This is a genomic window from Noviherbaspirillum pedocola, from assembly GCF_016632335.1.
GTDB lineage: Bacteria > Pseudomonadota > Gammaproteobacteria > Burkholderiales > Burkholderiaceae_D > Noviherbaspirillum_A > Noviherbaspirillum_A pedocola.
On sequence record NZ_JAEPBG010000026.1, the window covers coordinates 1 to 25,713 of the forward strand.

Here is a 25,713-nt window from a genome sequence, read left to right on the forward strand (position 1 = left end):
TCCCATAATTCATCCGGCAAGCGCCATCCGTCGTCCTGCTTGACCATGCCCATGATGTCCTCCATCAAAAACACTGGCTTGGACAAGCATTACTTCAATTCTTATCCCTACTGGAATAGGCTCTAAGTGCTGCGCGCTCCGCATTCCGGACGCGAGCTTTGTTTTCATATAAGCAATGTTATCAAAGAAAAAGCCCGCGCCGGAAATCCGGACGCGGGCGAGGACTGGCCATGCAGGTCGACTATAGGGCTACGGTCTTGAAATCGTCGGGCGAGGCGCTGCCCTGCCGCTTCAACTCCCTGCGTATTTCGGCATCCGAGGCGTTTTGCACATAGAAGCTTACGGCCCGGTCGCTGCCGCCGCCGACCGGGTGGATATGGGCGTCAACCCGGTGGGTAAAGCCCTTCGCCTTATGTTCGGCGTCCAGCTTTGCGAAGCGCTCCTTCTCTGCCTGCTGGCCGGCATCGAGCTGCGCCCGCAAATCGCGAAGAAAGCAGCGCTCGCACTGGCCGGCGCGATTGGTGTCGTGATAGTTCGGATCGAATGCCGGCTGGCCGCAGGTCCTGCACGCGCATAGATGCACGCGCTCGAAAAGCGCTTCTACTTGCTGCCGGCTCGCGTTTGCCGGCGTAGTGGCGGGGTCGACCAGCGTGACGGAATTGCCTCCCGCCATCGACGCGTGTACATGCAAGCCGGTCCCCAGGTAGGAGCGCGTTTGCGACGTCACCTTGAGCGTGACGTCGGTACCGGCCACGCTGCGCGTGATTTCCATGCCAGCTATGCCGTCTTGGGCATCTTGCCCATTTGGTTCATTCATCGGAATTCCTTGGAACTGCCGCCGCCGCATGGGCAACGGCAGGGATGTTTTAGTGGACAGTGACGATAGTGATTTCGCCATTGTGGTAATGCGCCTGCTGGTACGGCAGCAGCAGCGGCCTGCCGTCGAGGTCGACCGAGTCGCGCATCAGGTCGGTAATGGCCTGGCTCTCGCACAGGTCGCCGGCGCTCTCGTCGATAAATTGGCGCACGAGGTCCGCGCGCATGGCGTCGGTCGTGTTGGTATGGTCTCGGTCAGGCATGTTCGGGTTTTCCTTGTTCAGGCTTTCGCCAGTTCGTCCGGATGCTGGACGCGCACAACGCGCAGCACACGAATCCAGTTTTTGCAGTAGAAGGTCGTAACGGTTCGCGGCACAAGGCCGTCGTTACGGCTGTTGAAGCAGAGTCGCACACACGAAGCGGCATGCAAGCATCGATCTGAAGCTTTCAGAGGAGTTCCGGCGGATTGGTGAGACTTTACGGGGAGTCTTGAGGCGGGCGGCATGACATGGCGCGCGCAGTCCGGCCCAAGGTGAGGATTTACAGGAAGCGGCGCAGCGCCTTTCCTTACGGTTCATCGCTGCGCATGGTGAGCCTTTAGGGGAACAAGGCAGGCTATCGCGATGGTGAGAACCTGAGGGAACGTGCCACCGCGCCGCTACGATGGTTTGCGGCGGTACGCAAAGACGCCGGCGCCCTGCGCGTGGCCGAAACGGTGCCCAAGCATCCAGGCGTTTAACGCCACCGTGCTCTGGATGGCAGCCGGCGGGATATACATGCCGTCGAAGCCTTTCAGAAACGCGATTTCATACATCGGCTTGTCGGCCGCTGACAGTTCGCGGTACTCGCGCATGGCTTTCTTTTCCAGCGCATCGCACAACGCGGCCTGCGCCTCCTGTGTCGGCTCATAGCCGCGATCCAGCGCACGAGCAATGGCGACTGCGACTTGCGTGGCGATATCCGCGACGGAGTCGGCATACAGGAACGCTGCGTCGCATTCAAGCAAGCTATGGTTCTGGCCGGCGAACAGCTTGCCCTTTCTGACCCACAGAATGACCTTGTGCCGGTCGTTAGAGCCGACCATCTCCGTCTTGCCGTTTTTCTTCAGGGTTCGCTGCTGCCAGAAATACCGCACTTCGATAGAAAACTGCTTGTCGTCGTGCTCATCGCCTTGTGCGCGGTTGATGAAAAACGGCGTGCCGCTCACCGTGGACTGGATCGCGTCGCCAAGGAACCACGCCAGCGCGTCGTGGGCGATATTCCAGACGTGGCCGGCCGGCACCGGCACGTAGCTGCGCAGACGCCTCGTCATCTCGGCATGGCATGCACGGACATACGCGTCGACCTGATCGCGGCTCATCGGCACACGTATCACGGGGGTGTCGTTGCCAGCGTCGTGCTTGGCCTCGGACACGCAAGCAAGGGCGGTGGTTTCGTATTGCATGATGATTCTCCTGTTGAAGATCGCACCGTTGCCCTCTAGGCGTGGCACGATCGATTGCGGGGTGGGTTTGTTCGGGGACACGCCAGCGATTGAGCCTGGCGGTGCGTCTTTCTGCCGCGAGGGCGGCAAGGAATGCATGGGTGACGCTTGCCAATGCGCGCGGGCATTGGACAGCGCGATGCTGTCGGAAGAAAATTCGCCCAGCCGGTACGGCGCCGGGCGAAAGGTTGATCAGTGACGCGGCGCGATCCGCGCCACCGCATCTTCGAAACGGGAATCGGTCGCCTCGAGCATCCGTGCGGCCACCTCCCCTTTCAGGCCAATGTTTCCGGCATTGAACTGGCTGGTGTCGCTCTGCCGCAGCGGCAGCGGCCGAATGGCTTTCGGCAGCCGCTTCGCCGATGCCGTGCCACACAGCGCCCACGTGCTCGCCGGCGCACGTTCGACCGCGTGCAACTGGCACACGTCGAGGTAGCGGTCGCCCAACAGGATGAGCCCGTAATCGGCAGGTTCGGCCAATGCGGATTGCATCTGGTGCGGCAGACCGATTTCCTCCGCCCACCAGCGCGCGACGCTTGGCGTCATGTCGTTGAACGTCACGTCGTACGGATACAAAGGCCGGTGGCCGGGAACAAGGCCATATCCTGCCGAGACGATCCACAACCGCACGTCGATTCCGCGTTTGCGCGCCGCATGCACACCGCGCAGCAGGCGCAGGTGCTGCTCGCCGCGGTAGAACGCTTCGGCGCTGACCGGCTCGCAGTCAAGGCTTTTCTCGCGCTGTGCGAGATGCCCGTAACCCTTCGTGAAATCGTCCTGCGTGAGCTGCGACGGCAGACGGATTGCTTTCGTCCCGGTGCAGGACGTGATGATGGTGATTTTCAAGACTTCTCCTACGCCGCTTCGGCAAGTTCGGTTTCTGATGTGAAGTCCGCTTCGTTCTGTGCCTCGTCGTCGCTGTCGCAATCGAGAGGGAGAGTGAAGGGGTTCTGGCTGTCATCGCCGGATGCGTCGGTGCTCAGAAGTTCGGCCACGGCATGTGCGCGCAGCAGCGCCGACATCTCTTCTTTCGCATAGCTGAAGAAGACGTCATGCAGTCCGAATGTCCAGAGCAAATTCGCTTCAGGGTCGACTGTGTTGAGCACGCTGCAAAGGCCGTCGTCGCGCTCGTCATGGGCGCGAATCCAGCTATTGACCACGGCCGCGTCGCGAATTCCGTAAAAGTGGGCAAGCGCCTTGATCTGCGGCCTGCTCATCCAACCCGGTTCATTGATGACCTGGTAGATAAGCTCGGTTTCCTCGAACGCGCCCTGCCACACATGGTCGCCGACAAGGTCGATCAGGCCATGGTGCAGTTCGGTGAGTTCGTCGGTGCGCTTGCGAAGCAGGTTCGCGTCACAGCTGATGGTGCTCCCTGGGTTATGCTCGAGCACCGCGTAGCAGCGCTGATAGAGCTTCGCACCGAAGCTGGCGCGGCCCAAGATGTGGAAGCGGTCATGCCCACGGATGGTGGCCGCGTCGGCGCAGGACATTGCCGCGGCCGCGCTCGGGATGCCGAGCGTGATGTTGCGCGTGCCGAGGATCGAAAATACCTGCTGCGCGGTTTGCCCGGCGCTTTGCGCGCCGCGTTGCAGCGGCACGATCGCATTGACGCCGGCATCGATGAGATGAAGGATGCGCTCGCGGTATTTCTCAAGAAGTGCAAGGCTGCGCTCTGGCTGCTTCAGCACGTCCGGCATCACAAACGCAAAGCCGCTGGCGAAACCCGGCGGCAGGTCCGCGATCAGGCGATCGTAGGTGTTCAGAACCGTATCGAAGTCGGCAAGTGGGCTGGTCGCTTTGCCTTCCTGCCATTTCTTGTACGCCGAATAGGCGCCGGAATCGACAAAGACGGCACCGCCCTTGAGCACGTAGTCGCGCACCAGACATTCGACCCGCGGCACCAGGCGGTCGGCGACGATGCCGATATCCTTGTGCAGGGCCATGGGGGCAAGCGCGTCGTAATAGGCGGTCGCGCCGGAGTGGAAGACTGCGGTGAAGCGTTCCGGGGACAGGGAATCGGTGAGAGGAAAAAGGCCACCGATATCGACTTGCTCGGGGCGTTTCGGAGTGGAGTTACGGCGTGGCTCGCGCTGCGTTTGCAGCACCGGCACCTCGCCAAACAGGTCCAGCATGATGGCTCCTTGGTAGAGATCCCACGGAGCCAGCCCCTTGCGGAGCGTGGCGTCCGCAAGGGAGGATGGCAATTGAATTTAGTGCGGCAGGGCCGCTTTCGGATGGCGTTGGTAGAACTTGATGGCGTTGAGCTTGCACTGCAGGCGATGCGTGAGCACTGCATTGGCAGCCACGGCACGCGTATGGTCGTCGACGATGCCGGACAAGATCTCGCGGCCGGAGGAGCGCATCAGAAAAGCCTGCTGGCTCAGTTCCTGTAGGCGCTGCGCGATCTGGTTTTCGCTCATGTCCGATTGCACTTCGGCTTCCATCGCCGCGAGCTGCTGCAGGGCGAGGTCAGGCGCATAGAACATCGGGACACTACTGGCTTGTTGGGTATTCATTTTTTCCCTGCTCCAAAAGAAGAAGGAGCAGGCCCATGAGGGACGGCTCCCTGTATGGGTTGATATTCACATTGTTGCCGCGGCGCGGCCAATGGAATGCAGAGCGTTTTTCGCTCACAGATGCCGAAGGCAGCAATGAACGATGCGGAGATTGCGGGGAAAGAGGTGACGCTGCCGCGTGGCGGCGCTTCGATCATAGCGCCAACAAGATGCTCGTGCCAAGCCGGACCTCCTAGTGCATCGAAAACAGTCGTCAAAGACTGGCAAAGATATGCACAATTTATGTGGATAACTGGCGAAAAAACGGGTCCCCGAATCACAAACGTGCTTTGCTGCCAGCACGTTTATTACTTGCGCCAAAAAATAGGCAAACCGTGCGGCGCGCACCGGTCACGCAAAATCTTTTTTTGTCGGCCGAGAGAAAATTCGGCACGCCAAATAGAAGGGCGAACGTGGGAAACGTCGGTACAGCGGGATGCCTGACACGTTGGCATTATGTGGATATTTTCCTGGACAGACTGTCGCAACTCCGCTTCGCTAAATCATTGATTTTATTGGCGCTGAATATGGATGCGGGGAAAACGCGATGTATTTTTCCACGTTTTCCATAACAAGCATTGGTGTTTTTTTGCAATTTTGCGCCGTTAGGGTGCTCGCAAAAAGCGTCATGCGCGCGGTCCCGACTTTCGAAAAGTCACGAGATAACGTTGGCACGCGTCGCGGTGAAGGATGCCGCGTTTGTCGAGATAGATAAGCGCATCAATGAGCAAAGGCATGGAAAAACGGCAGGCGACCTTTCGCGTATCGTACCAAGGGCCGTCTGAAGGAGTCTTAGCGCCGGCGGGCAATCCATCCACGTCGCACATCTGGCATTCCAGTTCGACAGTACTGCGGGCTGCATCGTCGGCAATGCGCTGCGCGCGCAGCAGGTCGTCCAGCAGGGTCTTAGCAAAATCGCTGGTCAAGTGGACGGTCGCGCTCCCGGCCACCATATCAGCCAGCACATCGATGCAAGAGATCGGCTCGGGCAAAGGTAACGCGACCCGTGCCACCAGTTCGGCCGTAACTTTCTCAGCCAAGCGCGTCTGCTCCGACAGTTCCACCATGTGCCTCGCTATTCGATAGAAGCTCTAATTTTGCTCCGAAGCAATGCCGGTGCGTTGTTGTTTTTTGGCTGATTCCTACTGAAATGCGGCCACATTCGCCGGCCCATTTCTCTTCTCGCCTCTACGTCGGCACGAAATCCTCTCCGAAAAGCCGGACCATTCCCCATTTGCTCTAAGGAAAGTTCACCAATACTTCGGACTCAGCACCATGGCACCAAAGCGCCTGTGGCCGCAGACGGCGGATCACAGCAAGACACGCTGTCCGAAGCCAACCCGATGAACACACGACGATCCATCCTTGCCGTAATGCTTTGCGCAAGCTGCCTTGCCGCAGCCAATACGGCATGGGCCGAGGAGCCGGCGAGTCTCAAGCTCAGCTGGTCGCTTGGCGGTGCGATGCCTGCGCCGGTGGTGCCGGTGGAGGCTGCTGCGCCCGTGGAATCGCCGATGCAAGGGTCTCTTCCCTACCGCGCCGCATGGCCCGTGGCAAAGAACGCGACGATTGGCGATACCTTGAAGGCATGGTCTGCGCTGGCGCAGTGGCGCATCGCCGTCGACCCAGAAGTGGTCGACGAACGGGTCGAGCTGCAGGGCGTCGGCAGCGACAGTTTTACCGGCACGCTGTTTGACGCGGTCTCGGGGCTGATGGCCGCCCTCCCGCCGCGCAGTCCGTTAGGCGTAGACCTGTGGCAGGGCAATGAGGTGGTCCATGTCTATGTCCGCTAGGGTTGTGCCGCGCGCACCAGCGGCCATTGCGTTGGCCTGTATGCTGCTGTGTGGCTGCGCTGAACTTACGCAGGGCAGTCGCCGTGCCAGTGACGCCTTCGAAGGCGCCCAGACGCGCTCGCGCCAGGTCGTCGGCACTGCCACGGCATCCGGCAAGAAGTCCGGCGAAATCGAAAACGGCCGCGTGCGCCTTCTGGCCGGCAAGTACATCCCGACCCAGCCGGTGGCGGCGGCGGAAAGCGGCGCGTGGCTACGTGACATTGCAAACGTCAGCCTGAGCGCATCGTCGCGTGGCGTGCCCGTCTCGCAGGTTGTCGCCATGCTCGCCGCGCGCGGCGTCAACATCACGTCCGAACTTCCGCTGTACAGCTACACCTATTCGGGGGTCGTCAATGCGACCGATGCGCAAAGCTTCCTGAAAATCGTACTCGGCACCGTCGGCCTCGACTTCGTCGTGGACGATGACCGCCGCATCGTTGTGATCCAGCCGCTGCGTTCGCGTACCTGGTATTTCAACGTCGGACGCCGCTCCACATCATATTCGGCCGGATCGGCCGCCACTGGAGGCGCGCAGCAGTCTCCCGGTGGAGGCATGTCCCAGCCCGGCAACGCGCTTGCCTCCTCCGGCGCGGGCTTGGGCGCGGCACCGGCGGCGACTTCCGCGGCCATGGGTTCCGGCGCCGGCGGCATAAATGCCATGGGTGCCGGATCTAGCAGCGCCCAGCAATCCGACGGCAGCATGTCCGTGCAAAGCATCGACAGCTTCTGGCAAACGCTGGAAGCGGAAATCAATTCGCGCATGACGATGCTGGTGCCGGCTGCACCGGCAGCGTCGGTCTCGGCCGGATCGCTGTTGCCCGGTATGGTAGCGCCCGACGCTTCGGGAGCGCGGCCACCTTTACCGCCGGCGATGCTGGCGCTTCAGTCGTCGTCGGCAATCGGCCAGTTTCGCGCCACGCCGGCGCTGCCGCCAAGCAGCCCGGAGAGCGGTGTGATCAGCTACGTGCCGCGCAGGCTCGGCACGTACTCGTTGAACCCCGATACCGGGGCTGTAACGGTGCAGGCGCCGACATGGCTGCTCCAGTCATTGGACACCTACTTCACGCGCATCCAGGCGATGTACAACGCCCAGATCTCGTTTGAAGGCCAGCTGATACTGATCACGAACAACGATAGCACCTCCGAGGGCCTGGATCTTCAGGGGTTCGCGCGATGGGTCGGCGGCAAGTACAACATGGTCGCCTCGAGCAACCCGCTTGGCGGCGTGACGCTGTCGTTTCCGACTTCCGCCGGCGGCGTCGTCGGCGCCACAGCGAATGCGCCGACCATCAACGGCCCGCTCTTGGGCATCAGCCGCGCCGATGGCCTTCGGCTGTTCAACGACTATCTGGAAGAACGATCGAAATACTCGGTGATCCAGCGCCCTGCGCTGGCGACGACTTCGGGCGTGCCGGCCGAATTTCGGAAGACAACGACCCGGTACTACAACACTGTGTCGCAGGACACGGCGGCATCGACCACGACGGCGGCGGTGGCGACGAAGAACGTCCTCAATGCCATCGAGCTTGGCACGGTGCTGCAGGTCAACCCGCGCGTGGACATGTCCACGGGCATGGTGCGCACCCAGCTGCTGCTCACCCAGGTCACGCAAACCGGCAACCAGGCCATACCGCAGTCGATCACGAGCGGCAACACGACGCAGACCTACATCGCAAATATCCCGATCGTCACCCGGCTCAAGTACGCGGGCGAGACGCTCATGCGCGACGGTGACCTGATCATCGTTGGCGGCCAGCAGGAAGACTCGTCGAACCTTGCCGACAACGGGCTGCCGGGGCAGAACGGCCCGACTATCCTGGGCGGGCTGACAGGCTCGCGCAACAACAATGTGAGCAGCCAAACCTACTACTTTGCATTGCAGGTCCACATCACAAAGCGCAAATGAAAACCCAACGCGGCTTCACCATGATCGAAATGACGATCGCCATCATCCTGATTGGCGTGGTCACGATCATCGTCGCGCCGCTCCTCGGAGAATTGGCGTCGAGCCAGAACACCGCCTACCGCACGCGGCAGATCACGCTGAACCGCAAAATCGCCAAGGCGATGATTGAATATGCCAAGCGCGTGAGCCCGACCGGCTCGCTGCCGATGTTTTATTCCAATAACAGCGACCTGTTTGCCGCGCCGCTCAATCCGTCCGACAACGCGCAGTCCAACGTGTACCAGATGAATGGCGTGCCGCTCGAGGAAGCGAACGACGACAACCGCGCCGCGCATTTGCTGCGCATTTTTCAGCGCATCGGCGGGTTGACGCAAACCGTGCCGCTGTCGCGCCGCTCCGGCCCTCAGGTGACGATCACTTTCGAATACGGCGCGGTCTACAACACCACCTGTTCCAAGGGCGCTTCCTGCGACAAGAACGCTCCGGACGTCAGCGCGCTGATGACCAGCTCGAACTACGGCACCTGGCAGCCCACGCCGCCGGACTTCGGCGCTTCATATGTGTCGTCGTGGCCGGTGCAAATGGCCATGCTCGCCGACACCGACAAGTTGGCGCAGGCGCTGCAGGATGCGTTCTCCCGCTATTTCGATGCGCAGCAGGCGGCAAATCCGGGATCGACTGCGAACTTCTATCCGAATAACGGCGCAAGCACGGTCGCCTCTGCGTCATCCAACCAGGGGTGCTGGTACTCGTGGATGAGCCTGAACAACTCGTCGCTGCTCGACACGGTTGGCCTGAACCGCACGATGGGCGTTACCGCCTGGGGCGGCAACATCGAATACTGCCGCGACTTCGATGCTACCGGCTCCAGTTCGCCTGACGCCGCGCCGCACTATGCAGCAATCCGCTTCAACAACAACGTATCGGCGGGATCAGCGCCGGACGCTTCGATCGCTTCAAACAACGTAATTCTGAGCTTTTGATAAGGGAAGGCACTATGAAATCGCTTCGCAAGCAACTTCAACGGGGCTTTACCCTGATTGAACTCGCTGTGGTTGTAATCATCATCGGCATTTTGCTGGTGGTGATCGCGCCGTCCATCATCGGCAGCCAGACGGGCAGCAAGGCCACACTGATCCTGCGCATCACGGATACCACGGCCAACAACTGGTCGCTTCTGGCAAGCCAGGCGGGCGTGGGCACCACGGTGGCCAGCAACACGATTGCCGCCACGCCGAGCGCAACGGGCGTGGCCCAAGTCCTGTACGACGGCTCCTCTTACGTCGCGTCGGCCTACCTGCCCGCCTATACCTCCACCGGCATCAAGGCGATGAACCAGCTCGTGGCGAAGAACAGCAATGGCGACTACGTCGTCTCCGGCACCGGTGCGATGACGATTACGCTGGCTGGCGGCGGCTCCGCGCCGATGTCGATCACGTTCGCCAATGTGCCGCCGGAAATCGTGACCAATCTGATCCAGCGCATACAGCCGTCGCTGAGCCTGACCACGGACGGGTCGACGCAGACGGTGGGACAGATGACATACCAATGCCCGTCGAGCGGCCTTTGCACGAGCGTCGTCTTCTACCGTCCGGTCTGATGGCGACAAAGGCCGCCGCATTGCCGATGCTGGCGGCACACGCTACACGGAGACATTTCCGGTGATTGCCAACACCCTTTCCATGCCGCGCAAGGCGCGCGGCTTCAGCCTGATCGAGGTCTCCATCACGGTGATTATCGTAGGCATCCTGCTTGCCATCATCGCGCCAACGCTGATGGGAAGCCGCACATCGGCGCAGGCGCTGGCGATCACCCGTCTGGCCGACGCGGCAGCGGCAAATTATGTAGTGCTGACCAGCGTTCTGGGCGTGTCAACGGACGTGGCGACAAGCCAGATTCCTGCTGTTGGACTGACGGTCGACGACGTGCTGTTTCAGGGAGTGGGTGCGGTTTCGCCGCCGTTCGCCGATGCGTACCTCCAGTCCGGGATCAAGCCGCTCAGCAATCACGTTTCTTACTGAAGGATTTCGCCATGACCGATCTACGCCGATTCCGGCGAGCCATGCAGCGCGGTGCCGTCGCCGTCTTCGCGCTGGCGCTGGCCAGTGCCGAGGCGGCATCGGCGGCGACGCATAAGAGCTACATGGTTGCCGGCACAAACATCGGCGTGACTGTCACCGGCGGCGGCCCCAACCCCCTGCAGATCGTCTTTACCAACGTCACCGTCGAGATTGTCACGTCGCTGCTACAGAAGATGCGCGAGAACGCGGTGGCCGACACCAGCGGCGCGGACGTGACTGTCGGCCAGATGACCTATAACTGCGGCTCATCCGGCACCTGTTCCAAGCTCGTCATCTCCAAGCCGCTATAGCTGACCGCGCGCATCCATGTTTATCGTCCTGCTCGCCCTCTTCGCCAACGTCCTTCTGAGCGTTTTGGGCGGCATGGCGGTCCAGCTCGCCGGCGAGCGCGACGACATGGCGTCCGAAGTGCAGGCCGACGACGTCGCCATTGTCGGGCAGGCGCTGGACGGATATTTCAAGCAGAACGCCGCGTTCCCGGCGTCGCTATCCGCGCTAGCGTCCACTCCCGGGTTTGAATACACCAACGCCTTCGCGCAGGATACGAGCCGCTACGGCTACCAACTGGCTGCGGGCGTGGACGATGGCAAGAACGTCTTCGACCGGGCCGCGGTGTTCGCTCTTGATACGAGGATCGGACAGACCCCCGCCCAATACGTTGCCGCCAACACTGCCTGCGGCACATCTTTCGCCGTCGCGGAAGCGTGGTGCGGCACGGCTGCGATTGCGCCCTGGTCGCGCCTGGAAGGGCGCAATTACATCAACGGGGAAGATGCCATGCAGTACGCGCGCCAGGCGCGCGCGACCAAGAAGATCGCCCGCTACTTCCACGCCAACCCGAGCTTTCCGGCCATGTCGACCAATCCCGACAGTCTCGCGCACTTGGTCGGCTACGGCGGCACAGCGAAAAACTGTGGCGGCACGTTCGTGCTGTGGGGCAAAGTGCAACTCGATTGCGCGGACCTGTTCTCCATATGGGGCGCGCCGGTGTATGTGCAGATGGTGTCCGGCACGCACCTGCAGCTGTATGCCAGTTCCCCAAAGAGCATGCAGCAGTCGCCGGCACCCGGCACGCCGTACCAGCCAACCACTGACCTGACGGTGCCGTGATGGATATGCCTGCCGAACTGTCGGATGTGGAACTATGCGCGTCGTGGGGATGGGAAGACCCGCCGGCCAAGGTAATGACGGAGGCGCGCAGTTTCCTGAGCGCGCGCAGCAAGCGCTCGGGCGACTACCTCGTCGAATGCAACGTCATCACCCGCGATGAGCTTGAGCGCATGCTCAGCACCAAGCCGGACCATATCCAGACGCTGGAATGGATCGTGCAGCACCACGACACGGCCACGCCGTACTACGACCGTTTCCTAGCCTACGCCGACGGCATTGCGTATTACGACACGCTGCAGGGGTTCACGCCGCACGAGTGCATGAAGGAAAAGGCGGTGCTGAACGAATGCGAGCGCGGAGATTTCGTCGTGCTGGCAACCGACCGCAACGTGCCCGTGCTCGTGGCCGGGTCGATTCAGGCCTATTACCTGCGCAAGAGCTTGGGCAGAACCGACCGCGCCAAGAGCGCAGTACTGAGCCATTTGCGCAATCTCGAACAGGTCGACGCCCTGCTGTACGCGGTATCCCGCCGCGATCAGGTCGCAGCGTTCCTGAACCTGGCGCGCAATCGGCAAAGCGATGGCGGCGCCGGTGTCTATGACGAAAGCGCGGTGTGGATCGGCAGCTCGATCGACACCCAGTCCCGCCCGGAATCGCGCGAGCTGGCGCGCATACTCGACACGGCGATCCAGAACAATGCGACCGACATCGACATGCGTACGCAGCCGGACGGCAGCCTGTCGGTGCTGATGCGCCAGTTCGGCGACCTGCGGGCTATCGGCCCGACCTCGATTTCCGCGGAGATCGGCCCGCGCGCGCTGTCGTTTCTGATGCGCCGCTCGGGCGCGAACCCATCCGGTACGCGCATGCGCGAGCCCAACGACGGCCACCTGCACTATCGCGGCTCGAACGTTGATGTGCAGTTGCGCCTGTCGTTCATTCCGCTAAACCACCCGGGCGAGACGGTGCAGCAGATGTCGACGTCGATTCGCATCATGCGCCAGGAACAGTCCTCCATCGAGCTGGGCAAGTTGCAACTCGAGGAAAAGGTCGTCGACGATTTGACCTACGCACTGCGGCTTACACAAGGCCTCATCATCGTGGCCGGTCCGACGAACACAGGCAAGTCGACGACAATCGCCGGCGCCGTGGGCAAGCATGTATCGATGTTCGGCAGCAAGCAAAAGCGCCTGTCGGTCGAAGATCCGATCGAGCGCTGGGTACGCGGCTTGACACAGATCCAGGTGCCGCATCAGGACCACGACAGCGAGGGCGACCGCTTCAACACCATCACCCGCGCCGTCAAGCGACACGACCCGGACCTGATCTGGCTTGGCGAGGTGCGCGATCGCGAGACCGCCGAGGCCTGCGTGCATTACGCCTCCTCCGGCCACATCGTGCTGTCGACGCTGCACGCGACGGATTGCCTGGTGGCGCTCGACGTGTTGGCGAAGATGGTCAAGCCAGACCAACGCTTCCAGCTGGCCGAATCGATGCTGCTGGTGGTGTCGCAGCGCCTGGTCAAGCAGCTCTGCCCGCACTGCAAGAAGGTGCAGGACATCACGGAAGAAGAAAAGCGCCTTGTCGTGAAGTACGCAAAGAGCATCGGCGCGGAAGACTACGAAATTCCCGAGGTCGGCGCCTACCCGGTTGGATGCGACGAATGCACCGGCGGGTACGTGAGCATCCTGCCGATCAACGAAACGCTTCCTGTCACGCGTGACGTCAAGGATGCGTGGCTGGTACTGCTCGAGCGCAGCGACAGCGCCTCGCGCCAGGTCATTTACCGCGCACGATCGGTAACGCTGCTGCAGGCGGCATTGCAGCGCGTGAGGATGCTGCAAACCGATATCGCGCAGGTGCTGGTGTAGCCCAACAGGAACCGACATGAGAACCTCTGAAATCGCCGACGTATGCGCGGCGCTTGCCAACCAGACCGGTGCCGGCATTCCGCTGGCCGAGGCGGTAACGCTTCTGGCGCAACTGCAACCGCGGCATGCCGAAATGTGGAAGGGCATCGGCGCGGAAATCGCGCGCGGCGGCGAATTGTCGACCTTGCTCTCGTCGGTATGGCCGGAAAGCCTGATTGCCACCATACGCGCCGGTGAAGAGTCCGGCCAGCTCTCGGCGGTGTGCAGCCAGATCGAGGAATCGATCGAGGTCAGTCGCACCGCGTTCGGTGTGCTCGCGCAGCTGCTCTACCCCGTCGGCGTGATGGTCGCCGGGCTATGCTCATCGCTGTTTTTCATGGCCTTCGTTATCCCGATCCTGATGCGCTCGCTCATGGGCGGCAGCCAGCAGCAGCCGTCGATGATTCTTCGCATTGGCATGTGGCTCAACGAAATAATCACCGGCAATGTCACGCTGGCGTCACTGCTCGCGTCCTGCATCGTCTCCGGCGTAGGTTACTGGATCACGACCGGGCGAGCGATCACGCACGTTCAGATGGCGCTGCTGCGCGTTCCCGGAATCGCGCCGCAGGCAGCGGGCATCTTTTACGCGTTGTGGGCCAAGACGCTGGCCACGATGACCAGTGCCGGCATCCCGGTCATGCAGGCCATTCCGCTGTCGGTGCCGAGCCTGCCGCCGCCGCTGCGCGCATCGGTGCAGGCCGTCTACCAGAGCCTCGATATGTCGACGCCACTCGGGGTGGCGGTCCAGTCGACCGGTGCTTCCGATGAACGCGCCCGCCTGCCGTTCTATATCGTCAACGCGTTCAAGGTTGCCGAGCAGACCGGCCTTCTCGACCGCGAGCTGATCCGCGTCTCCCCGATCATGATTCGGGATGCGACCCGGCGGATCAAGAAAATCTCTAGCGTGTGCATGCTGCTGTCGATGTCCATTGCCGGCGCACTGTTGGTCGTACCGATGGGTGCCTACTATACGGAGCTGTTCTCGATGATCGGGAGGGTGTAGGTCATGTCCGGCCCGACGCGCGCAGACGGTCTGTCTCGCCTTCTTCTGCGGATATCCGGCGGCACCGCGAAGCGCTTCGTCAGCGACATCGCACAGGCTGAAGCTGCGGTCGGCACGAAAAACAAGGTCGTTCTGCTTGGCGACGCGGTGTATGTGACCAAGGAAGCGGCCAAGGATGTGCCGCCCGACTTCATCGCCGCGTCTCCGCTGTTTGCCTACGGCGAAGCAAAGAAGATCACGCGCTTTGTGGACAGGCGCATCGCGCAGGTCCTGATCGATACGCCGACATCTTTTGCGGTGGACGCCTATATCGGCTGGGGCCGCCGCAACCGCGACCAGGTGACGCTGCTCATCGGTGGCATCGCGAAGGAACATGGCACTCATGTCGAGCTTCTGGTGTTCGAAAAGGGTTCGGTACGCGAAATCACCGAGCGCGAACTTCCCGAACTCGGCAGCAAGCAGTTCGTCGACATCCTGCGCGCCACGGTGCAGGAATTCGGTGCGCGCTACGCGCTTACGCGCACCGTGATCGCCGATCCGCTGTGCGCGCAGCTTCCCGACATTGAATTTGCCGAGCCGATCGGGCTGCGTCCATTCGTCGGCTCGATGAGCTTTCCGCTGCGCACATTCTTGAAGGGGAAACTCAAGGTCGACCGTGCACGGGTAAAAATCAACCGCACGGCATTGTGGAGCGTGACGCTGTCGGCAACCGCGGTAAGCATGTTGATCAGCGCGTTCATGATTCATCAATCATGGGGCAAGCTGGAGGCCGCAAGGTTGCGGTTCGCGCGCGCGGCCGCCCTGCCCTCCATCCAGCATTCCGGCGGCATCAGCCCGGATCTGCTCGCCCGTATGGAGAACCACCGCAATTACCTGACCACGCCTGGGGCACAGGTCGTCGAGGCAAGGATGATGCTGCGCTTGGCGCACGCTGCAGCAGCGGTGCCGCACCTGACCATCCGCTCGATTGCGATTTTGCCTGACATGCAGAAGGAGCCGACGGCGCTGCCGGCAGTGCCCCCGCATGCCGGCACGCCAGCACCGGCCGCCGCGACTGCGCAGCCGAAGCCGACAGCGCGCGGCACGCCGATGATCACCCTTGAAGTGGCCTGTCCGCCCGACGGCGCCGATATGGTGGCGCAGGGGCGCGACCTGGCGGTCAAGTTGTCCACGTCGAGCGGTTTTCCGATGCGGATTGATCAAGGCGGCATCCTTTCCGCTGACCCGAGGACCGGCGTGCGGCGCTGGCGTATCGAGGTGCCTTACGAGACGGAGGCCGCGCGATGACGAAAGCCATGCTGCTTGCGATCCTGGCCGCGGCCGCCACGCTGGTGTTTTCGGCGATGCGGCTGTCTGACGCGATCGCCGAAAAGGCGTTTTTGCAGGAACGCGCCACCGACGCCATCCTGCGCTGGGACAAAAGCTACATGGCGCTCGGCGAATTCGACAGGAAATGGATCGACAGCGTGCCGGCCGCGGCGGATTACGCCGACCTGGCCAGCCTGATCGTTCGCACGGACGTCGCGCCGCTGACGTGGCCGCAGATCGAGAAAATCACCATCGAAAAGCTCGATGTCATCGAGGGCATGTATGCCTACAAGGCCTGCTTGAGCGACGGCGGCGGCGGCGTCGCCTTCCATGCCGACGGCGCAGGCCAGGCGTTCGCTGCCATTACGGCGATGAGCGAGCGCAAAGACGTGCTGTTCGACGGTATCGCGCTGGCGCAGGACAAGGCCGGGGCGACAATACGCTTCAACAGGTTCTGTCTTCTGATGCGAGGGTAAGCCATGGCAAGCCAGCTATTCCATCACCCCGGCTTTCAAATTGCCGTGCCGCTCGTGGCCGCGCTGCTGATCTACCGCGTTGGCGTGGTGCTGACGGATCGTATCGTCGACATCCCGGTGCAGAACATCCGGCCGCAGCCCAAGCCGACGCCACTGGGATCGAAAACACTGCCCACGGTATATATCCCGGCCAAGCCGGGCAAGGATGGCGGCGAAGGCGGCGATGTGAACGGCCTATTCAGCCAGCCTGCGCCGCCGGAAGAGGCGATCGCGCCGCCGGGAAAGGAAGCGCAGGCGGACGTGCCCGAGGTGGCGCTTGCCGATTATCTTGCCAACCTGAAGGTGACGGCGACGGCTGCCGGAGGCGCCTTCATCAACGGCGTGTTTTATAGAGTGGGCTCAAAGCTCGACGTCGAAGTCCCTCAGCGCGACGGATCCGGCTTGCGGCCAACGTTGATTGCAGTAGGTCCGAAAGGCGCAAAGCTCAGGGCAGGACGCGAAACCTGCGAGCTTCCTATCGGGCGCTGAACGTCACGTGCCTCGCACCGCCGCCCATCATGGGCACACCTGCACGAGTACATCTACCGTTTCGGCGCCATGCCCCTCGGCCGCTCGATCGAGGCCGGCTTGAGCCGTTAAGAGGAGCATAGTGGTAACGTTGGTGTTGCAGATCGCATTTCCACGCGTCTTTTTGCCTTCGCCAAATTTCGACGTCCACGCCTAAGCACACGCGGAACAGGCGATAAGGCATTAGCGCGAAATTCTTTTAATATGCGCGATGGCGCGTACATTTGCAGACGGAATAAACAAAACGAATTCCGCATCCTTTACATTTTTTCGCCTAATCGTTCCCCTAAGAAATAAAGATTGACTGCAATCAACGATTAGTTAAGAACGTTGTGTCTTTTAGTCGCTAATTCGTCAATTGTTACTAATTATTGCAGTATAGTTTGAATGAGAGCGACTCATAATTCCAGTGCTACAAGAAAACTCGTTTCTCTTTTTTGGCGAAACTTTTCCACCTACAACATAAATTTCTGCGATTTTCTTAAAGGCACATGGAACAATTCATTATGGACGCGCGCCGGCGCGGGCTGACGGCAAGCGCTGTAAAGGCGTCTCGCATGTCGCTGGCCCTTGGGTTGGTGCTTACGCTCGTAGGCATTCTCCACGACGCGAAAACGGCACCACAATGGGCGCATCAGTTCATGCTGCTACGGTTCGCAGTCGCCGGCCTCGCGGCAGTAATCCTCGCCCTGATGTACACGCAACGGGGGACGAGGTACGTCAACTGGCTGCTGTTCGGGTGGACGCCTGTTCCGCAGACGATGCTCGCCTATATGATCATCTGCACCGGCGGCGCCGCGTCGCCCTATTCCCAAGGCCTGATTTTTTGCATCGTCATTGTCACGCTGTTCCCGCTGCTTTCTTTCCGCCAAAGCCTGATTCTCGTCTGCTATACGCTGGCCATTTACATCGCATCGCTTTTCCTTGGCAAGATGTACTTCCCGCCTTCCGCCTATCATCCGCCAGTGACTTCCTGGATGCATGTCGTCACGATGATTGTGGTCTGCGGCTTTGCCCGTGTGCTGCTCGACAGTTCATTCAAGGAATTGGTCAATTACGAGCACGATTTGAGCGACAAGCTCGACGAATTTGAGCGGCAGCACAATGACCTCGCGCACCACAAGGCACTGGCATTCCATGAAGAGAAGATGCAGTCGCTGAGCAGCGTCGTGTCCAGCATCCTCCATCAGATCAACCATCCTGCCAGCACTGCGCTTCTGGCGCTGGACAGCGCTATGCGCAAGGCGCAGACGCACGCGCCAGACCTCGTTCAACCGCTGATGGATGTGCATGCCGCGCTCACAAAGATCAACACGGTTTCGTCGACTTGGCGCCGCCTGACGCCGCAGCGCGATGCGAATCTGGAGGAGATGACGAAGGTTGAAGACGTCGGCCGACTCGTATGGATGGCGCTGCAGCTGCTCGCCGATAAAAGTAGTGGCATTGCCGTGGACATGCATATCGAACCGGACAGCTATGTCAGGTGCGACCAGGCTGCGCTGGTCAATGTGCTGCAGTACATCATCGAGAATGCGATTGACGCAGTACGGCGCAGCGACAGCCACGACCAGCGCATCTGGATTTCAGCGTCGCATGTGGACGGCGCGGTCAACATCGAAATAATGGACAATGGCGCGGGCATTCCCCCGCAATTGCAGGCGGAAATATTCCTGCCGTTTTTCTCGACTGATGCCAGCGGCAAGCGGCTCGGACTCGGGCTATCCACGGCCTATACCGAGATCACCCGTCACGGTGGAACCATCACGGTTTCCAGCATCCCAGACGCGAAAACGACGTTTACCATCCGCCTGCCGCATGCAACCCGCGACTTCGTGAAAGCATGATCCCCGGATAGATGTCGTACGGAGTCCGGAAAATGCTATCAACCAACCTGCTAACGATGCCGAAAGGATTTTCATGAACAGTCATAAAGATACCTGCGGCACGGTGCTGTTCGTTGACCAGGAGGAGACCGCGAGCAGATATATCCGCGAACGGTTCGACGGCGCTTACCATCTCGTTATCGCCCACTCGGCCACCGAGGCGCTAACCTACCTGTGCGACCGCTCGCTGCACATCGATGTCGTGGTAACCGACGACAAATTGCCGGACCGCTCTTCGTCTGCGGTGCTGCGGCAGGCCATCGAAATGCATCCCTATATCCAGTGCATTCTTTTGACCGCCGACCAGCTTCCCGATGCCGTTGCCGCGCAAATGGGACAGTCGCGTGGCTGGCGTGTGTTCGAGAAGCCGGTCGAGCTCGATAAACTCAGCACGTCGATTGAGGAAGCCGTTTCGCGCTCTCTGCGTCAGCAAATGCGCTGCCAGCGCTTCGAGGCGATCAACGACACCATGCAGTTTTTCGGCGAGCAGATCGCAGTGCATAACGCCTCCCTACATCGCCTCAACGAGCTGCTCAACGCAAGCAGCGACGATAGCAGAATCAACATCGGCCAGATCCGCGAACAGGCGGCTGCAATCGCTGAAAGCATGTCCCGCCTGAGCGGCAAGCTCATGCCGTCGATGCACCACGCATTGAACGAAATCGGCTATGCCCATACGACAGAGACCAACATCACTGCCGGGCGCATGGTCAGGGATACGTTGGGGAAAATGGCCCTGACGCGCAGCGAGCGCGACATGATCAACATCGTAGTCAAACAGGACTTTCTCATTCCACGCACCGCATCACTGATGGACTTGGCGCTTTCGAATGTCCTTCGGCATGCGCTCAGCTCGGCCGCGCGCTCCTCGGGCAAGCCGTGGGTCAACGTCACGGTTCAGGTCCAGGGGGCGCCAGAGATTGTTGTCGCTGACAGTGGCGACGGCGTGCCCGATGCAGTGAAGAAGGAAGTGACCGATACGCTGCGCACGGAGCCACTTACACCGCTGGCTCAGGTACTGAGAACCTGCCTATCCATCATGCGCTTCATGGGCGGCACGGTGCTGCTGGCAAGTTACCCGCTGCACACCTCGCAAATCTCCCTTGAATTCTCGCCGCAAGACCAGGATCTCCCTCTCACTGACGATCGCCTTCGTCAGTCCGGCTCTTAGAATGAGGCCACATGCTTCGCTCGCCCGCTGGCGTAGCATACGAGGATTGGCCTTTCGGTATGGCCCTGCGTGGTGGAGGTCGCATGTGGCCAGCATCGGAGCTTGCCCTTTAGGATGAACATCTTTCGCCAAAAAATGAACTGTTAAAATTTACCTGCGTTGAATCGGCGAATTTTTGACACAATGGGCTGTCACAATGATGTTTCGATAAGGAATGCGGCTTCCCGTTCCCGACAACTCCGATGCGTAATGGCGAGCCCACGTCTGCTTGAGATTTAGACAAATGATGCTACAACGACACCGTTCTCTCCGTCCTGTGGGAGCCATCAAGAGGATGGCATCCGTGGTTGCTCAAGCCTTGCGCGGCGACACTGCGGCCGACCTTTCTGACAGCGATAGCGTCGTGTCACCGTCACCGGGCGGCGAGCGCAATTCCAGAAGAGTGGCGATTACGGTACTGGGCGTGTTGATGGTCGCATCCTCGACCGTTGTTGGCCATCTCGGGTACAACGCATTGGAGAGTGCGCAGGCCACGCATCATTTCGCACAGACGGAAACCACGCGTCTTGAAGCGTTGACAGACATGCGCATGGCGCTGGCCCGCCTTGATCAGCAGGCCCGCCTGCTGGCCTTGAGCCCTAATCCTGATACTGCAGGAATGAGGGAAGCCTTTTTACTTTTTCAGCAGCGCTATCTCGCCTATCTGAAAGAGGCGAACTACGGCGAAGGCAGTGTCGACAAGCGATCGCTGAGGTCGAATCAGGCCTGGCTGATGGAATACGATACGCGCATCAATACCCTCATCACGAACTTCAGCGAGAACCCTGATATCGCCAAAGATGTCGCTAACCTGATCGACTTGATGAACAAGCCGCTGGCGGATCTGGTGGCGGATACCCGGCGCGATCAGGAAGCCCAGTTGTCCTCCCTTGAGGGCGAGATCAACGCTTCTCGTAAAGAACTCCTCCTCATCGGTGGCATCGCGGTCTTGATCGCACTGTGCAGCTTGTATTGGATTGTGCGGCTGGCCGGAAGCGGCCGCGCAGAGCCGATTTCCGTCATCGACACCAGTCGCGTCGAAACGGCGACTCAGGAAGTTCTAAACGCAAGGAACGAGTTCATCGGCCAGATCAGTCACGAGCTTGCTACGCCGTTGCAGACGATGTCTGCCTCGATAGAAATGCTCGAGGACTCGCGCAACTTGGTGAGCGATGCGGACAAGCGTTTGGTAGCCCGTATGGCCCTCGCCTGTCGGACCATGCAGAACTACGTGAAGGACATGAAGGACTTCGCCCGCCTCAAGGCGGGCAAGCTCGAGCTTCGCAAGGAAGACTTCAATCCAAGCAACCTGCTCGAAGACATCGCCGCCGAACATGCGGCCGCTGCCAAGGAAAAGAACCTAGAAATCATCCTGCAGATCGATCAGACCAATCGCGACCTGATGGTCAATGCAGATCCATACAGGTTTCAGCAGGTGGTGAACAATCTGCTGTCGAACGCAATCAAGTACACATCGTCAGGACAGATCCGCTGCTGGCTCGACCTGGAACTGACGGACCCGCCGTCGCTGCTCCTGAAAATTCACGACACCGGAACTGGCGTCGACAGCTCTGCTGTTGGTCGGATTTTTGAGCCGTTCATCCAAGAAGACCATGCGCCGGTTCCGGCCGGCGGTATCGGCATGGGGCTGGCGATCGTCAAGGACATCGTGGACTGGCAAGGGGGCGAGTTCGGTATCGAGTCAGCCCTCGATTCGGGAACACGTTTTCGCATTCGTCTGCCGGTCGAAATTCGGCGTCCCGAATTGCGCACGCACCCTGCCGTGTTACCGGAAGCAACCGAGAAGCACCACCGCGTACTGCTCATCGACGACAATATCGCGATCTTGGACTCCTTGCGCAATCTGGTCCAATCCTGCGGCTATAGCTGCGATGACGCTGCCGGTGGCCATGCGGGGCTGATGAAGATACACAACGAGGCGTACTCGGCCGTTCTCCTCGATATCAATATGCCGGACATCGATGGATACCACGTTGCGGAAGCGATCCGCTCGCGCATCAGCCCGAACCAAAAGATCCCGATCATCGTGGTAACCGGGAACCTGGAGAACCAGTCCACGCCCGCCCAGAAGAATCTGTTCACCGCGTTCCTGCGCAAGCCAATCGATCGCAAAACCCTGTGTGACACACTGCACACGCACATCGAAGCGGCGCAGTCCGTTTAAGGCGCCAGCCCTCAGCACCCGGCACCGCCCTCTCCGTTCTGTCGACCTCCCGAGCCGTCGCCGGCTTTTGCGCGGCACTGGCGAAATGTAAGGTCGAATGTCGCCCTCGCAAACCTCGACACCAATGTGACGCGACCCGAATAGCATAGTTAACATTTATTCTTCATGGAAATAGGCTGATTTAACGCCAGCTTTCCATAAGGAATGATGTTTACGCATAGCTATACTCGGCTTTCCTCACCGGCTCAATCGATCCCGATGTTTCCTTCCTTCCATTGGCCTGTCCCTCCCAACTACACCATCGCCGATGGCGGCCGAGACGTCGCAAAGTCTGTAATGCTCGTCATGGTGGACAGCTCGCGGCAGATGGGAACGCTGGTCGACTTCGACGCCACAGCGAAGACTTTAAGCCTTCAGTCCGGGAGCGGTGCGCCGCTGCGCATTGACTTCGCCTCATTCAAGGTGGTGCGCTTTACCCGGGGCATGCCCCTGGTGAAAGCAGGCCACCAGAACACGGCCGGAGCGATGGAATCCGGGAAACGCCAGAAGCTTACGCTGCACTTCGTCGATGGGGAGCAGATGCAGATGGAAGTGGTGGGCGTCGTTGAGCATCACGCTGGCCTGTTCCTGTATGCGTCGAGTTTCGGGCAAGACATCATGTGCAGTTTCGTTCCAGCTTGCGCGCTGCAGAAATGCCAGTTCGCATCGGTTGGCGAAGCGGCTGCCACTACGGCACCGGCCGACGCTCCCCTGCCCTCCTTCGTGCCGATCAAAAGCCGGCAAGGCGTCGAGACGGCGCTCCATTCCCGTCCGGCCGCATCCACGCTACGCATCGGCGAGACGCTCCTCCTCGAACGACTCATTACCCAGGCTCAGCTGGATGAGGCACTGAAGCTCAAGCAACAGCAACCTAACGTGCCGCTCGGTGAGGTTCTGGTGTCCATGGGGGCAGTCAAGAGGGACACCATACGCCGCGTGTTAGTGCAGAAGCTTGGTATCCCCTATGTCGAGCTTGAAGAGTTTGACGTCGACCTGGACCTCATCAAGAGCGTGCCTTCGGAGCTGGTACGACAGCACAACATCGTGCCGCTGTACCGAGCGGATGGAAAGGTAATCGCCGCCACTGCCAATCCTGCCGCTGGCGAGGCGCAGCATGCGCTTGGCTTCTTCACCAAGCTAAAGGTCGAGATCGTTGTAGCCTCGTCCAACGATATCGAGTCGGCGATCAAGAAGTACTACGGCGGCGGCACCGGGCGGCAAACGCTCCAGGACCTGGTACTCGAGATTGGCAACAACGAAACAGGTGCCGGTGCAGCTGTCGCCGCCGCAGCCGCGGTCGAGGAGTCGGGAAATGCCGACCATGTCCTTGTAAAGCTGGTGAACACGATCATTACAGATGCATTTGAACAGGGTGCATCGGACATTCACATCGAAAACATGCGGGACAACCTTCCGACCCGTATCCGCTTTCGCAAGGACGGTGTGATGTTCGATTACTCGGAGGTCCCGCCGGAGCTGAAGAGTGCCCTGGTATCCCGGCTGAAAATTATGTGCCGCCTCGATATTTCGGAGCGTCGCCGGCCGCAGGATGGCAAGATCGATTTCTCGCAATTCGGGGGGCAGAAGATCGAGCTACGGGTACTCACCATGCCCACCACAGACGGCCTTGAGGACGTCGTCATGCGTATCCTGGCGGCCCCTAAGGCGGTATCCATGGAGACGCTGGGCCTGTCCGACTATGCAATGGCTGGCCTCAAACGAATTGCAGAGCGGCCCCATGGACTGTTGTTTGTCTGCGGCCCCACTGGCTCGGGCAAGACGACTACTTTGCATTCTGTCCTCTCGCATATCAATACCCCCGACAGGAAGATCTGGACGGTAGAAGATCCGATAGAGATCACCCAGCGTGGGCTGCGTCAGGTTCAGGTGCAGAGCAAGATTGAATTGACATTCGCTGCGATCCTGCGCAGTTTTCTACGCGCCGATCCGGATGTCATTATGGTGGGCGAAACCCGCGACCCGGAGACGGCTCGCACCGTGATTGAAGCTTCCCTGACCGGTCACCTCGTTTTCTCTACGATGCATACCAACAGCGCGGCTGAGAGCGTCGTGCGCCTGCTGGACCTTGGTTTGGATCCCTTCAATTTTGCGGACGCGTTGCTCGGTGTCGTTGGTCAACGCCTGGCGAGGCGGCTATGCACGGCCTGTCGGCAACCGTATGCGGCGTCCACCGAGGACCTCGCGATGCTCTCGCACGAGTACTGTCACGACTCGCCCCTTGACCCGAGCGAGGTCGTAGCCGCTTGGCGGCCGAAATACGGTGGGGCGGTGGGTAAGATCATCCTCTACCGCGCAAAGGGCTGCCCCCACTGCAACGGCACCGGCTATAAAGGACGCCTCGGCATCCATGAGTTGCTCATCAATACGCCAGAGCTGAAGCGTATGATCCTCGGAAAAGCGAATGTGTCCGAACTGACCAGATCCGCGATCGGCGAAGGGATGGCGACATTACGTCAGGACGGAATTAGCAAGATTCTGCAAGGGCTCACAGACTGGGAGCAGATCCGGACCATATAACTATCGCGAAGCAGCCTGGATTATTCACTGTGAATAATCCAGGCGGCGTGTCCTGGACTAGCTTTTTGTTAGGCTCCACGTTGCCGATGATGAAGTTTTCTGGCACGAACGCTACTGTGCGAAGCACTCGGCCCTTGTCGTTTGCAAATTTCGGGCTTTTATCTTGCAAAAGCAGCGCTGATTTGCTGCCTCACGCCCCTTTATTCACAGTGAATAACACAGGTCATTTCGACACAGCACCTAGCTCGGCGGGTAGAGGTCCATTATTCACAGTGAATAATTGCAGTGATCTAGCGTCGGCAATCCACTTCATTAGGGTACATCGGTTACATCTCACCGCCCGAAAATTCCGCATTCGCACTTGAAAGCTGGCGAGGCCGAAACTATTCACAGTGACTTGTCTCGGCGAAGCCGTGTTTATGGTCGCCACGGTCTACCGTCTACGCGATACTTTGCATGATCGGTCTCCGGCTTTGCCGTGAAGGCTGTGTGAGAACGCGGCGACGATTATTCACTGTGAATATTTGGAGAAGGTCTCACGGGGCCGGGGTTATCGACTAAACCGATAGCAATGGCTTGAGCTTGCGGGATACTCCGCGATAGCACAGGTGACGCCCATGCACCTGGCCCATTATTCGCAGTGAATAATCTGGGCGCGATTTCGGGCGGAGCAGTGGCCGGTAGGAACCCCGTCTAGCGAGAAAACCTGTGAGATGTCATCTCTCTATGCGTGGGTTCGAGGAAAGGGGGTAAATATTCACAGTGAATATTCACGGTATTCCGCGCACCATCCTCGATTGGCAGT

The 25,713-nt window shown here is 60.2% G+C and carries 23 protein-coding genes; 16 read left to right on the forward strand and 7 right to left on the reverse strand.

Annotation, left to right across the window (positions count from 1 at the left end; translation table 11 throughout):
* Window positions 1–241: 241 nt before the first annotated feature.
* The 7 genes from JJB74_RS29350 to JJB74_RS29380 all read right to left on the reverse strand — a co-directional run bounded on the left by JJB74_RS29350 (window position 242) and on the right by JJB74_RS29380 (window position 5,924).
* Entirely contained in the window at window positions 242–817 is a 576-nt protein-coding gene (locus JJB74_RS29350) for a hypothetical protein (protein ID WP_200598110.1), read from the reverse strand.
* Window positions 818–866: 49 nt separating this feature from the next.
* Window positions 867–1,079, reverse strand: a complete 213-nt coding sequence (locus tag JJB74_RS29355) for a hypothetical protein (protein ID WP_200598111.1) — start codon at window positions 1,077–1,079, stop codon at window positions 867–869.
* Between the two features lie 395 nt (window positions 1,080–1,474).
* Window positions 1,475–2,260 carry a hypothetical protein gene (locus JJB74_RS29360; protein ID WP_234484965.1) on the reverse strand — a complete coding sequence of 262 codons (786 nt, stop codon included), beginning with the start codon at window positions 2,258–2,260 and terminating at the stop codon, window positions 1,475–1,477.
* A gap of 231 nt (window positions 2,261–2,491) precedes the next feature.
* On the reverse strand, window positions 2,492–3,145 hold the full coding sequence (locus JJB74_RS29365) for a DUF6884 domain-containing protein (RefSeq protein ID WP_200598113.1): 654 nt from the start codon (window positions 3,143–3,145) through the stop codon (window positions 2,492–2,494).
* Between the two features lie 8 nt (window positions 3,146–3,153).
* A complete protein-coding gene (locus tag JJB74_RS29370) occupies window positions 3,154–4,434 on the reverse strand; it encodes a hypothetical protein (protein WP_200598114.1) in 1,281 nt (426 codons plus the stop codon).
* A 78-nt stretch (window positions 4,435–4,512) separates the two neighbouring features.
* The gene (locus JJB74_RS29375) at window positions 4,513–4,818 is read right to left on the reverse strand and encodes a hypothetical protein (protein WP_200598115.1); all 306 of its coding nucleotides are present in this window, start codon (window positions 4,816–4,818) and stop codon (window positions 4,513–4,515) included.
* Between the two features lie 665 nt (window positions 4,819–5,483).
* Window positions 5,484–5,924, reverse strand: coding sequence for a hypothetical protein (locus JJB74_RS29380; protein ID WP_200598116.1), 441 nt, complete (start codon window positions 5,922–5,924; stop codon window positions 5,484–5,486).
* A gap of 276 nt (window positions 5,925–6,200) precedes the next feature.
* Here JJB74_RS29380 and JJB74_RS29385 point away from each other — a divergent pair, with 276 nt between their 5' ends.
* From JJB74_RS29385 to JJB74_RS29460, 16 genes are all read left to right on the forward strand, one after another.
* Window positions 6,201–6,650, forward strand: a complete 450-nt coding sequence (locus JJB74_RS29385) for a hypothetical protein (RefSeq protein ID WP_200598117.1) — start codon at window positions 6,201–6,203, stop codon at window positions 6,648–6,650.
* Window positions 6,634–8,595: a hypothetical protein gene (locus JJB74_RS29390; protein WP_200598118.1), complete on the forward strand. Its 1,962-nt coding sequence runs from the start codon at window positions 6,634–6,636 to the stop codon at window positions 8,593–8,595. The genes JJB74_RS29385 and JJB74_RS29390 overlap by 17 nt, the downstream gene beginning before the upstream one ends.
* Complete coding sequence (locus JJB74_RS29395; protein WP_200598119.1) at window positions 8,592–9,578, forward strand: type II secretion system protein; 987 nt, start codon at window positions 8,592–8,594, stop codon at window positions 9,576–9,578. The genes JJB74_RS29390 and JJB74_RS29395 overlap by 4 nt, the downstream gene beginning before the upstream one ends.
* A gap of 14 nt (window positions 9,579–9,592) precedes the next feature.
* Complete coding sequence (locus tag JJB74_RS29400; RefSeq protein WP_200598120.1) at window positions 9,593–10,195, forward strand: prepilin-type N-terminal cleavage/methylation domain-containing protein; 603 nt, start codon at window positions 9,593–9,595, stop codon at window positions 10,193–10,195.
* 61 nt (window positions 10,196–10,256) lie between these two features.
* Window positions 10,257–10,616, forward strand: a complete 360-nt coding sequence (locus tag JJB74_RS29405; protein ID WP_200598121.1) for a type II secretion system protein — start codon at window positions 10,257–10,259, stop codon at window positions 10,614–10,616.
* A gap of 11 nt (window positions 10,617–10,627) precedes the next feature.
* Window positions 10,628–10,966, forward strand: coding sequence for a hypothetical protein (locus JJB74_RS29410; RefSeq protein ID WP_200598122.1), 339 nt, complete (start codon window positions 10,628–10,630; stop codon window positions 10,964–10,966).
* A 16-nt stretch (window positions 10,967–10,982) separates the two neighbouring features.
* Window positions 10,983–11,786, forward strand: coding sequence for a hypothetical protein (locus tag JJB74_RS29415; protein WP_200598123.1), 804 nt, complete (start codon window positions 10,983–10,985; stop codon window positions 11,784–11,786).
* On the forward strand, window positions 11,786–13,657 hold the full coding sequence (locus JJB74_RS29420; protein ID WP_200598124.1) for a GspE/PulE family protein: 1,872 nt from the start codon (window positions 11,786–11,788) through the stop codon (window positions 13,655–13,657). The genes JJB74_RS29415 and JJB74_RS29420 overlap by 1 nt, the downstream gene beginning before the upstream one ends.
* 16 nt (window positions 13,658–13,673) lie before the next feature.
* Window positions 13,674–14,702: a type II secretion system F family protein gene (locus tag JJB74_RS29425; protein ID WP_200598125.1), complete on the forward strand. Its 1,029-nt coding sequence runs from the start codon at window positions 13,674–13,676 to the stop codon at window positions 14,700–14,702.
* Between the two features lie 3 nt (window positions 14,703–14,705).
* The gene (locus tag JJB74_RS29430) at window positions 14,706–15,989 is read left to right on the forward strand and encodes a hypothetical protein (protein ID WP_200598126.1); all 1,284 of its coding nucleotides are present in this window, start codon (window positions 14,706–14,708) and stop codon (window positions 15,987–15,989) included.
* Complete coding sequence (locus JJB74_RS29435) at window positions 15,986–16,486, forward strand: hypothetical protein (protein WP_200598127.1); 501 nt, start codon at window positions 15,986–15,988, stop codon at window positions 16,484–16,486. Before JJB74_RS29430 ends, JJB74_RS29435 begins: the two co-directional genes overlap by 4 nt.
* 3 nt (window positions 16,487–16,489) lie before the next feature.
* Window positions 16,490–17,014, forward strand: a complete 525-nt coding sequence (locus JJB74_RS29440) for a hypothetical protein (RefSeq protein ID WP_200598128.1) — start codon at window positions 16,490–16,492, stop codon at window positions 17,012–17,014.
* Between the two features lie 680 nt (window positions 17,015–17,694).
* Complete coding sequence (locus JJB74_RS29445) at window positions 17,695–18,897, forward strand: sensor histidine kinase (RefSeq protein ID WP_200598129.1); 1,203 nt, start codon at window positions 17,695–17,697, stop codon at window positions 18,895–18,897.
* Window positions 18,898–18,970: 73 nt separating this feature from the next.
* Window positions 18,971–20,107 carry a DNA-binding transcriptional response regulator gene (locus JJB74_RS29450; protein ID WP_200598130.1) on the forward strand — a complete coding sequence of 379 codons (1,137 nt, stop codon included), beginning with the start codon at window positions 18,971–18,973 and terminating at the stop codon, window positions 20,105–20,107.
* Window positions 20,108–20,450: 343 nt separating this feature from the next.
* Complete coding sequence (locus JJB74_RS33550; protein ID WP_200598131.1) at window positions 20,451–22,331, forward strand: hybrid sensor histidine kinase/response regulator; 1,881 nt, start codon at window positions 20,451–20,453, stop codon at window positions 22,329–22,331.
* Between the two features lie 336 nt (window positions 22,332–22,667).
* Window positions 22,668–24,908, forward strand: a complete 2,241-nt coding sequence (locus JJB74_RS29460; RefSeq protein WP_200598132.1) for a GspE/PulE family protein — start codon at window positions 22,668–22,670, stop codon at window positions 24,906–24,908.
* Window positions 24,909–25,713 lie beyond the last annotated feature (805 nt).

What these genes read in the sequence shown, in the direction of transcription:
- JJB74_RS29420 (WP_200598124.1), top strand. Translation starts at nt 11,786, where the DNA reads ATGGATATGCCTGCCGAACTGTCGGATGTGGAACTATGCGCGTCGTGG.
- JJB74_RS29435 (WP_200598127.1), top strand. Translation starts at nt 15,986, where the DNA reads ATGACGAAAGCCATGCTGCTTGCGATCCTGGCCGCGGCCGCCACGCTG.
- JJB74_RS29430 (WP_200598126.1), top strand. Translation starts at nt 14,706, where the DNA reads ATGTCCGGCCCGACGCGCGCAGACGGTCTGTCTCGCCTTCTTCTGCGG.
- JJB74_RS29410 (WP_200598122.1), top strand. Translation starts at nt 10,628, where the DNA reads ATGACCGATCTACGCCGATTCCGGCGAGCCATGCAGCGCGGTGCCGTC.
- JJB74_RS29350 (WP_200598110.1), bottom strand. Translation starts at nt 817, where the DNA reads ATGAATGAACCAAATGGGCAAGATGCCCAAGACGGCATAGCTGGCATG.
- JJB74_RS29385 (WP_200598117.1), top strand. Translation starts at nt 6,201, where the DNA reads ATGAACACACGACGATCCATCCTTGCCGTAATGCTTTGCGCAAGCTGC.
- JJB74_RS29375 (WP_200598115.1), bottom strand. Translation starts at nt 4,818, where the DNA reads ATGAATACCCAACAAGCCAGTAGTGTCCCGATGTTCTATGCGCCTGAC.
- JJB74_RS29425 (WP_200598125.1), top strand. Translation starts at nt 13,674, where the DNA reads ATGAGAACCTCTGAAATCGCCGACGTATGCGCGGCGCTTGCCAACCAG.
- JJB74_RS29395 (WP_200598119.1), top strand. Translation starts at nt 8,592, where the DNA reads ATGAAAACCCAACGCGGCTTCACCATGATCGAAATGACGATCGCCATC.
- JJB74_RS29445 (WP_200598129.1), top strand. Translation starts at nt 17,695, where the DNA reads ATGCTGCTACGGTTCGCAGTCGCCGGCCTCGCGGCAGTAATCCTCGCC.
- JJB74_RS29380 (WP_200598116.1), bottom strand. Translation starts at nt 5,924, where the DNA reads ATGGTGGAACTGTCGGAGCAGACGCGCTTGGCTGAGAAAGTTACGGCC.
- JJB74_RS29390 (WP_200598118.1), top strand. Translation starts at nt 6,634, where the DNA reads ATGTCTATGTCCGCTAGGGTTGTGCCGCGCGCACCAGCGGCCATTGCG.
- JJB74_RS29355 (WP_200598111.1), bottom strand. Translation starts at nt 1,079, where the DNA reads ATGCCTGACCGAGACCATACCAACACGACCGACGCCATGCGCGCGGAC.
- JJB74_RS29440 (WP_200598128.1), top strand. Translation starts at nt 16,490, where the DNA reads ATGGCAAGCCAGCTATTCCATCACCCCGGCTTTCAAATTGCCGTGCCG.
- JJB74_RS29360 (WP_234484965.1), bottom strand. Translation starts at nt 2,260, where the DNA reads ATGCAATACGAAACCACCGCCCTTGCTTGCGTGTCCGAGGCCAAGCAC.
- JJB74_RS29460 (WP_200598132.1), top strand. Translation starts at nt 22,668, where the DNA reads ATGCTCGTCATGGTGGACAGCTCGCGGCAGATGGGAACGCTGGTCGAC.
- JJB74_RS29370 (WP_200598114.1), bottom strand. Translation starts at nt 4,434, where the DNA reads ATGCTGGACCTGTTTGGCGAGGTGCCGGTGCTGCAAACGCAGCGCGAG.
- JJB74_RS29400 (WP_200598120.1), top strand. Translation starts at nt 9,593, where the DNA reads ATGAAATCGCTTCGCAAGCAACTTCAACGGGGCTTTACCCTGATTGAA.
- JJB74_RS29415 (WP_200598123.1), top strand. Translation starts at nt 10,983, where the DNA reads ATGTTTATCGTCCTGCTCGCCCTCTTCGCCAACGTCCTTCTGAGCGTT.
- JJB74_RS29450 (WP_200598130.1), top strand. Translation starts at nt 18,971, where the DNA reads ATGAACAGTCATAAAGATACCTGCGGCACGGTGCTGTTCGTTGACCAG.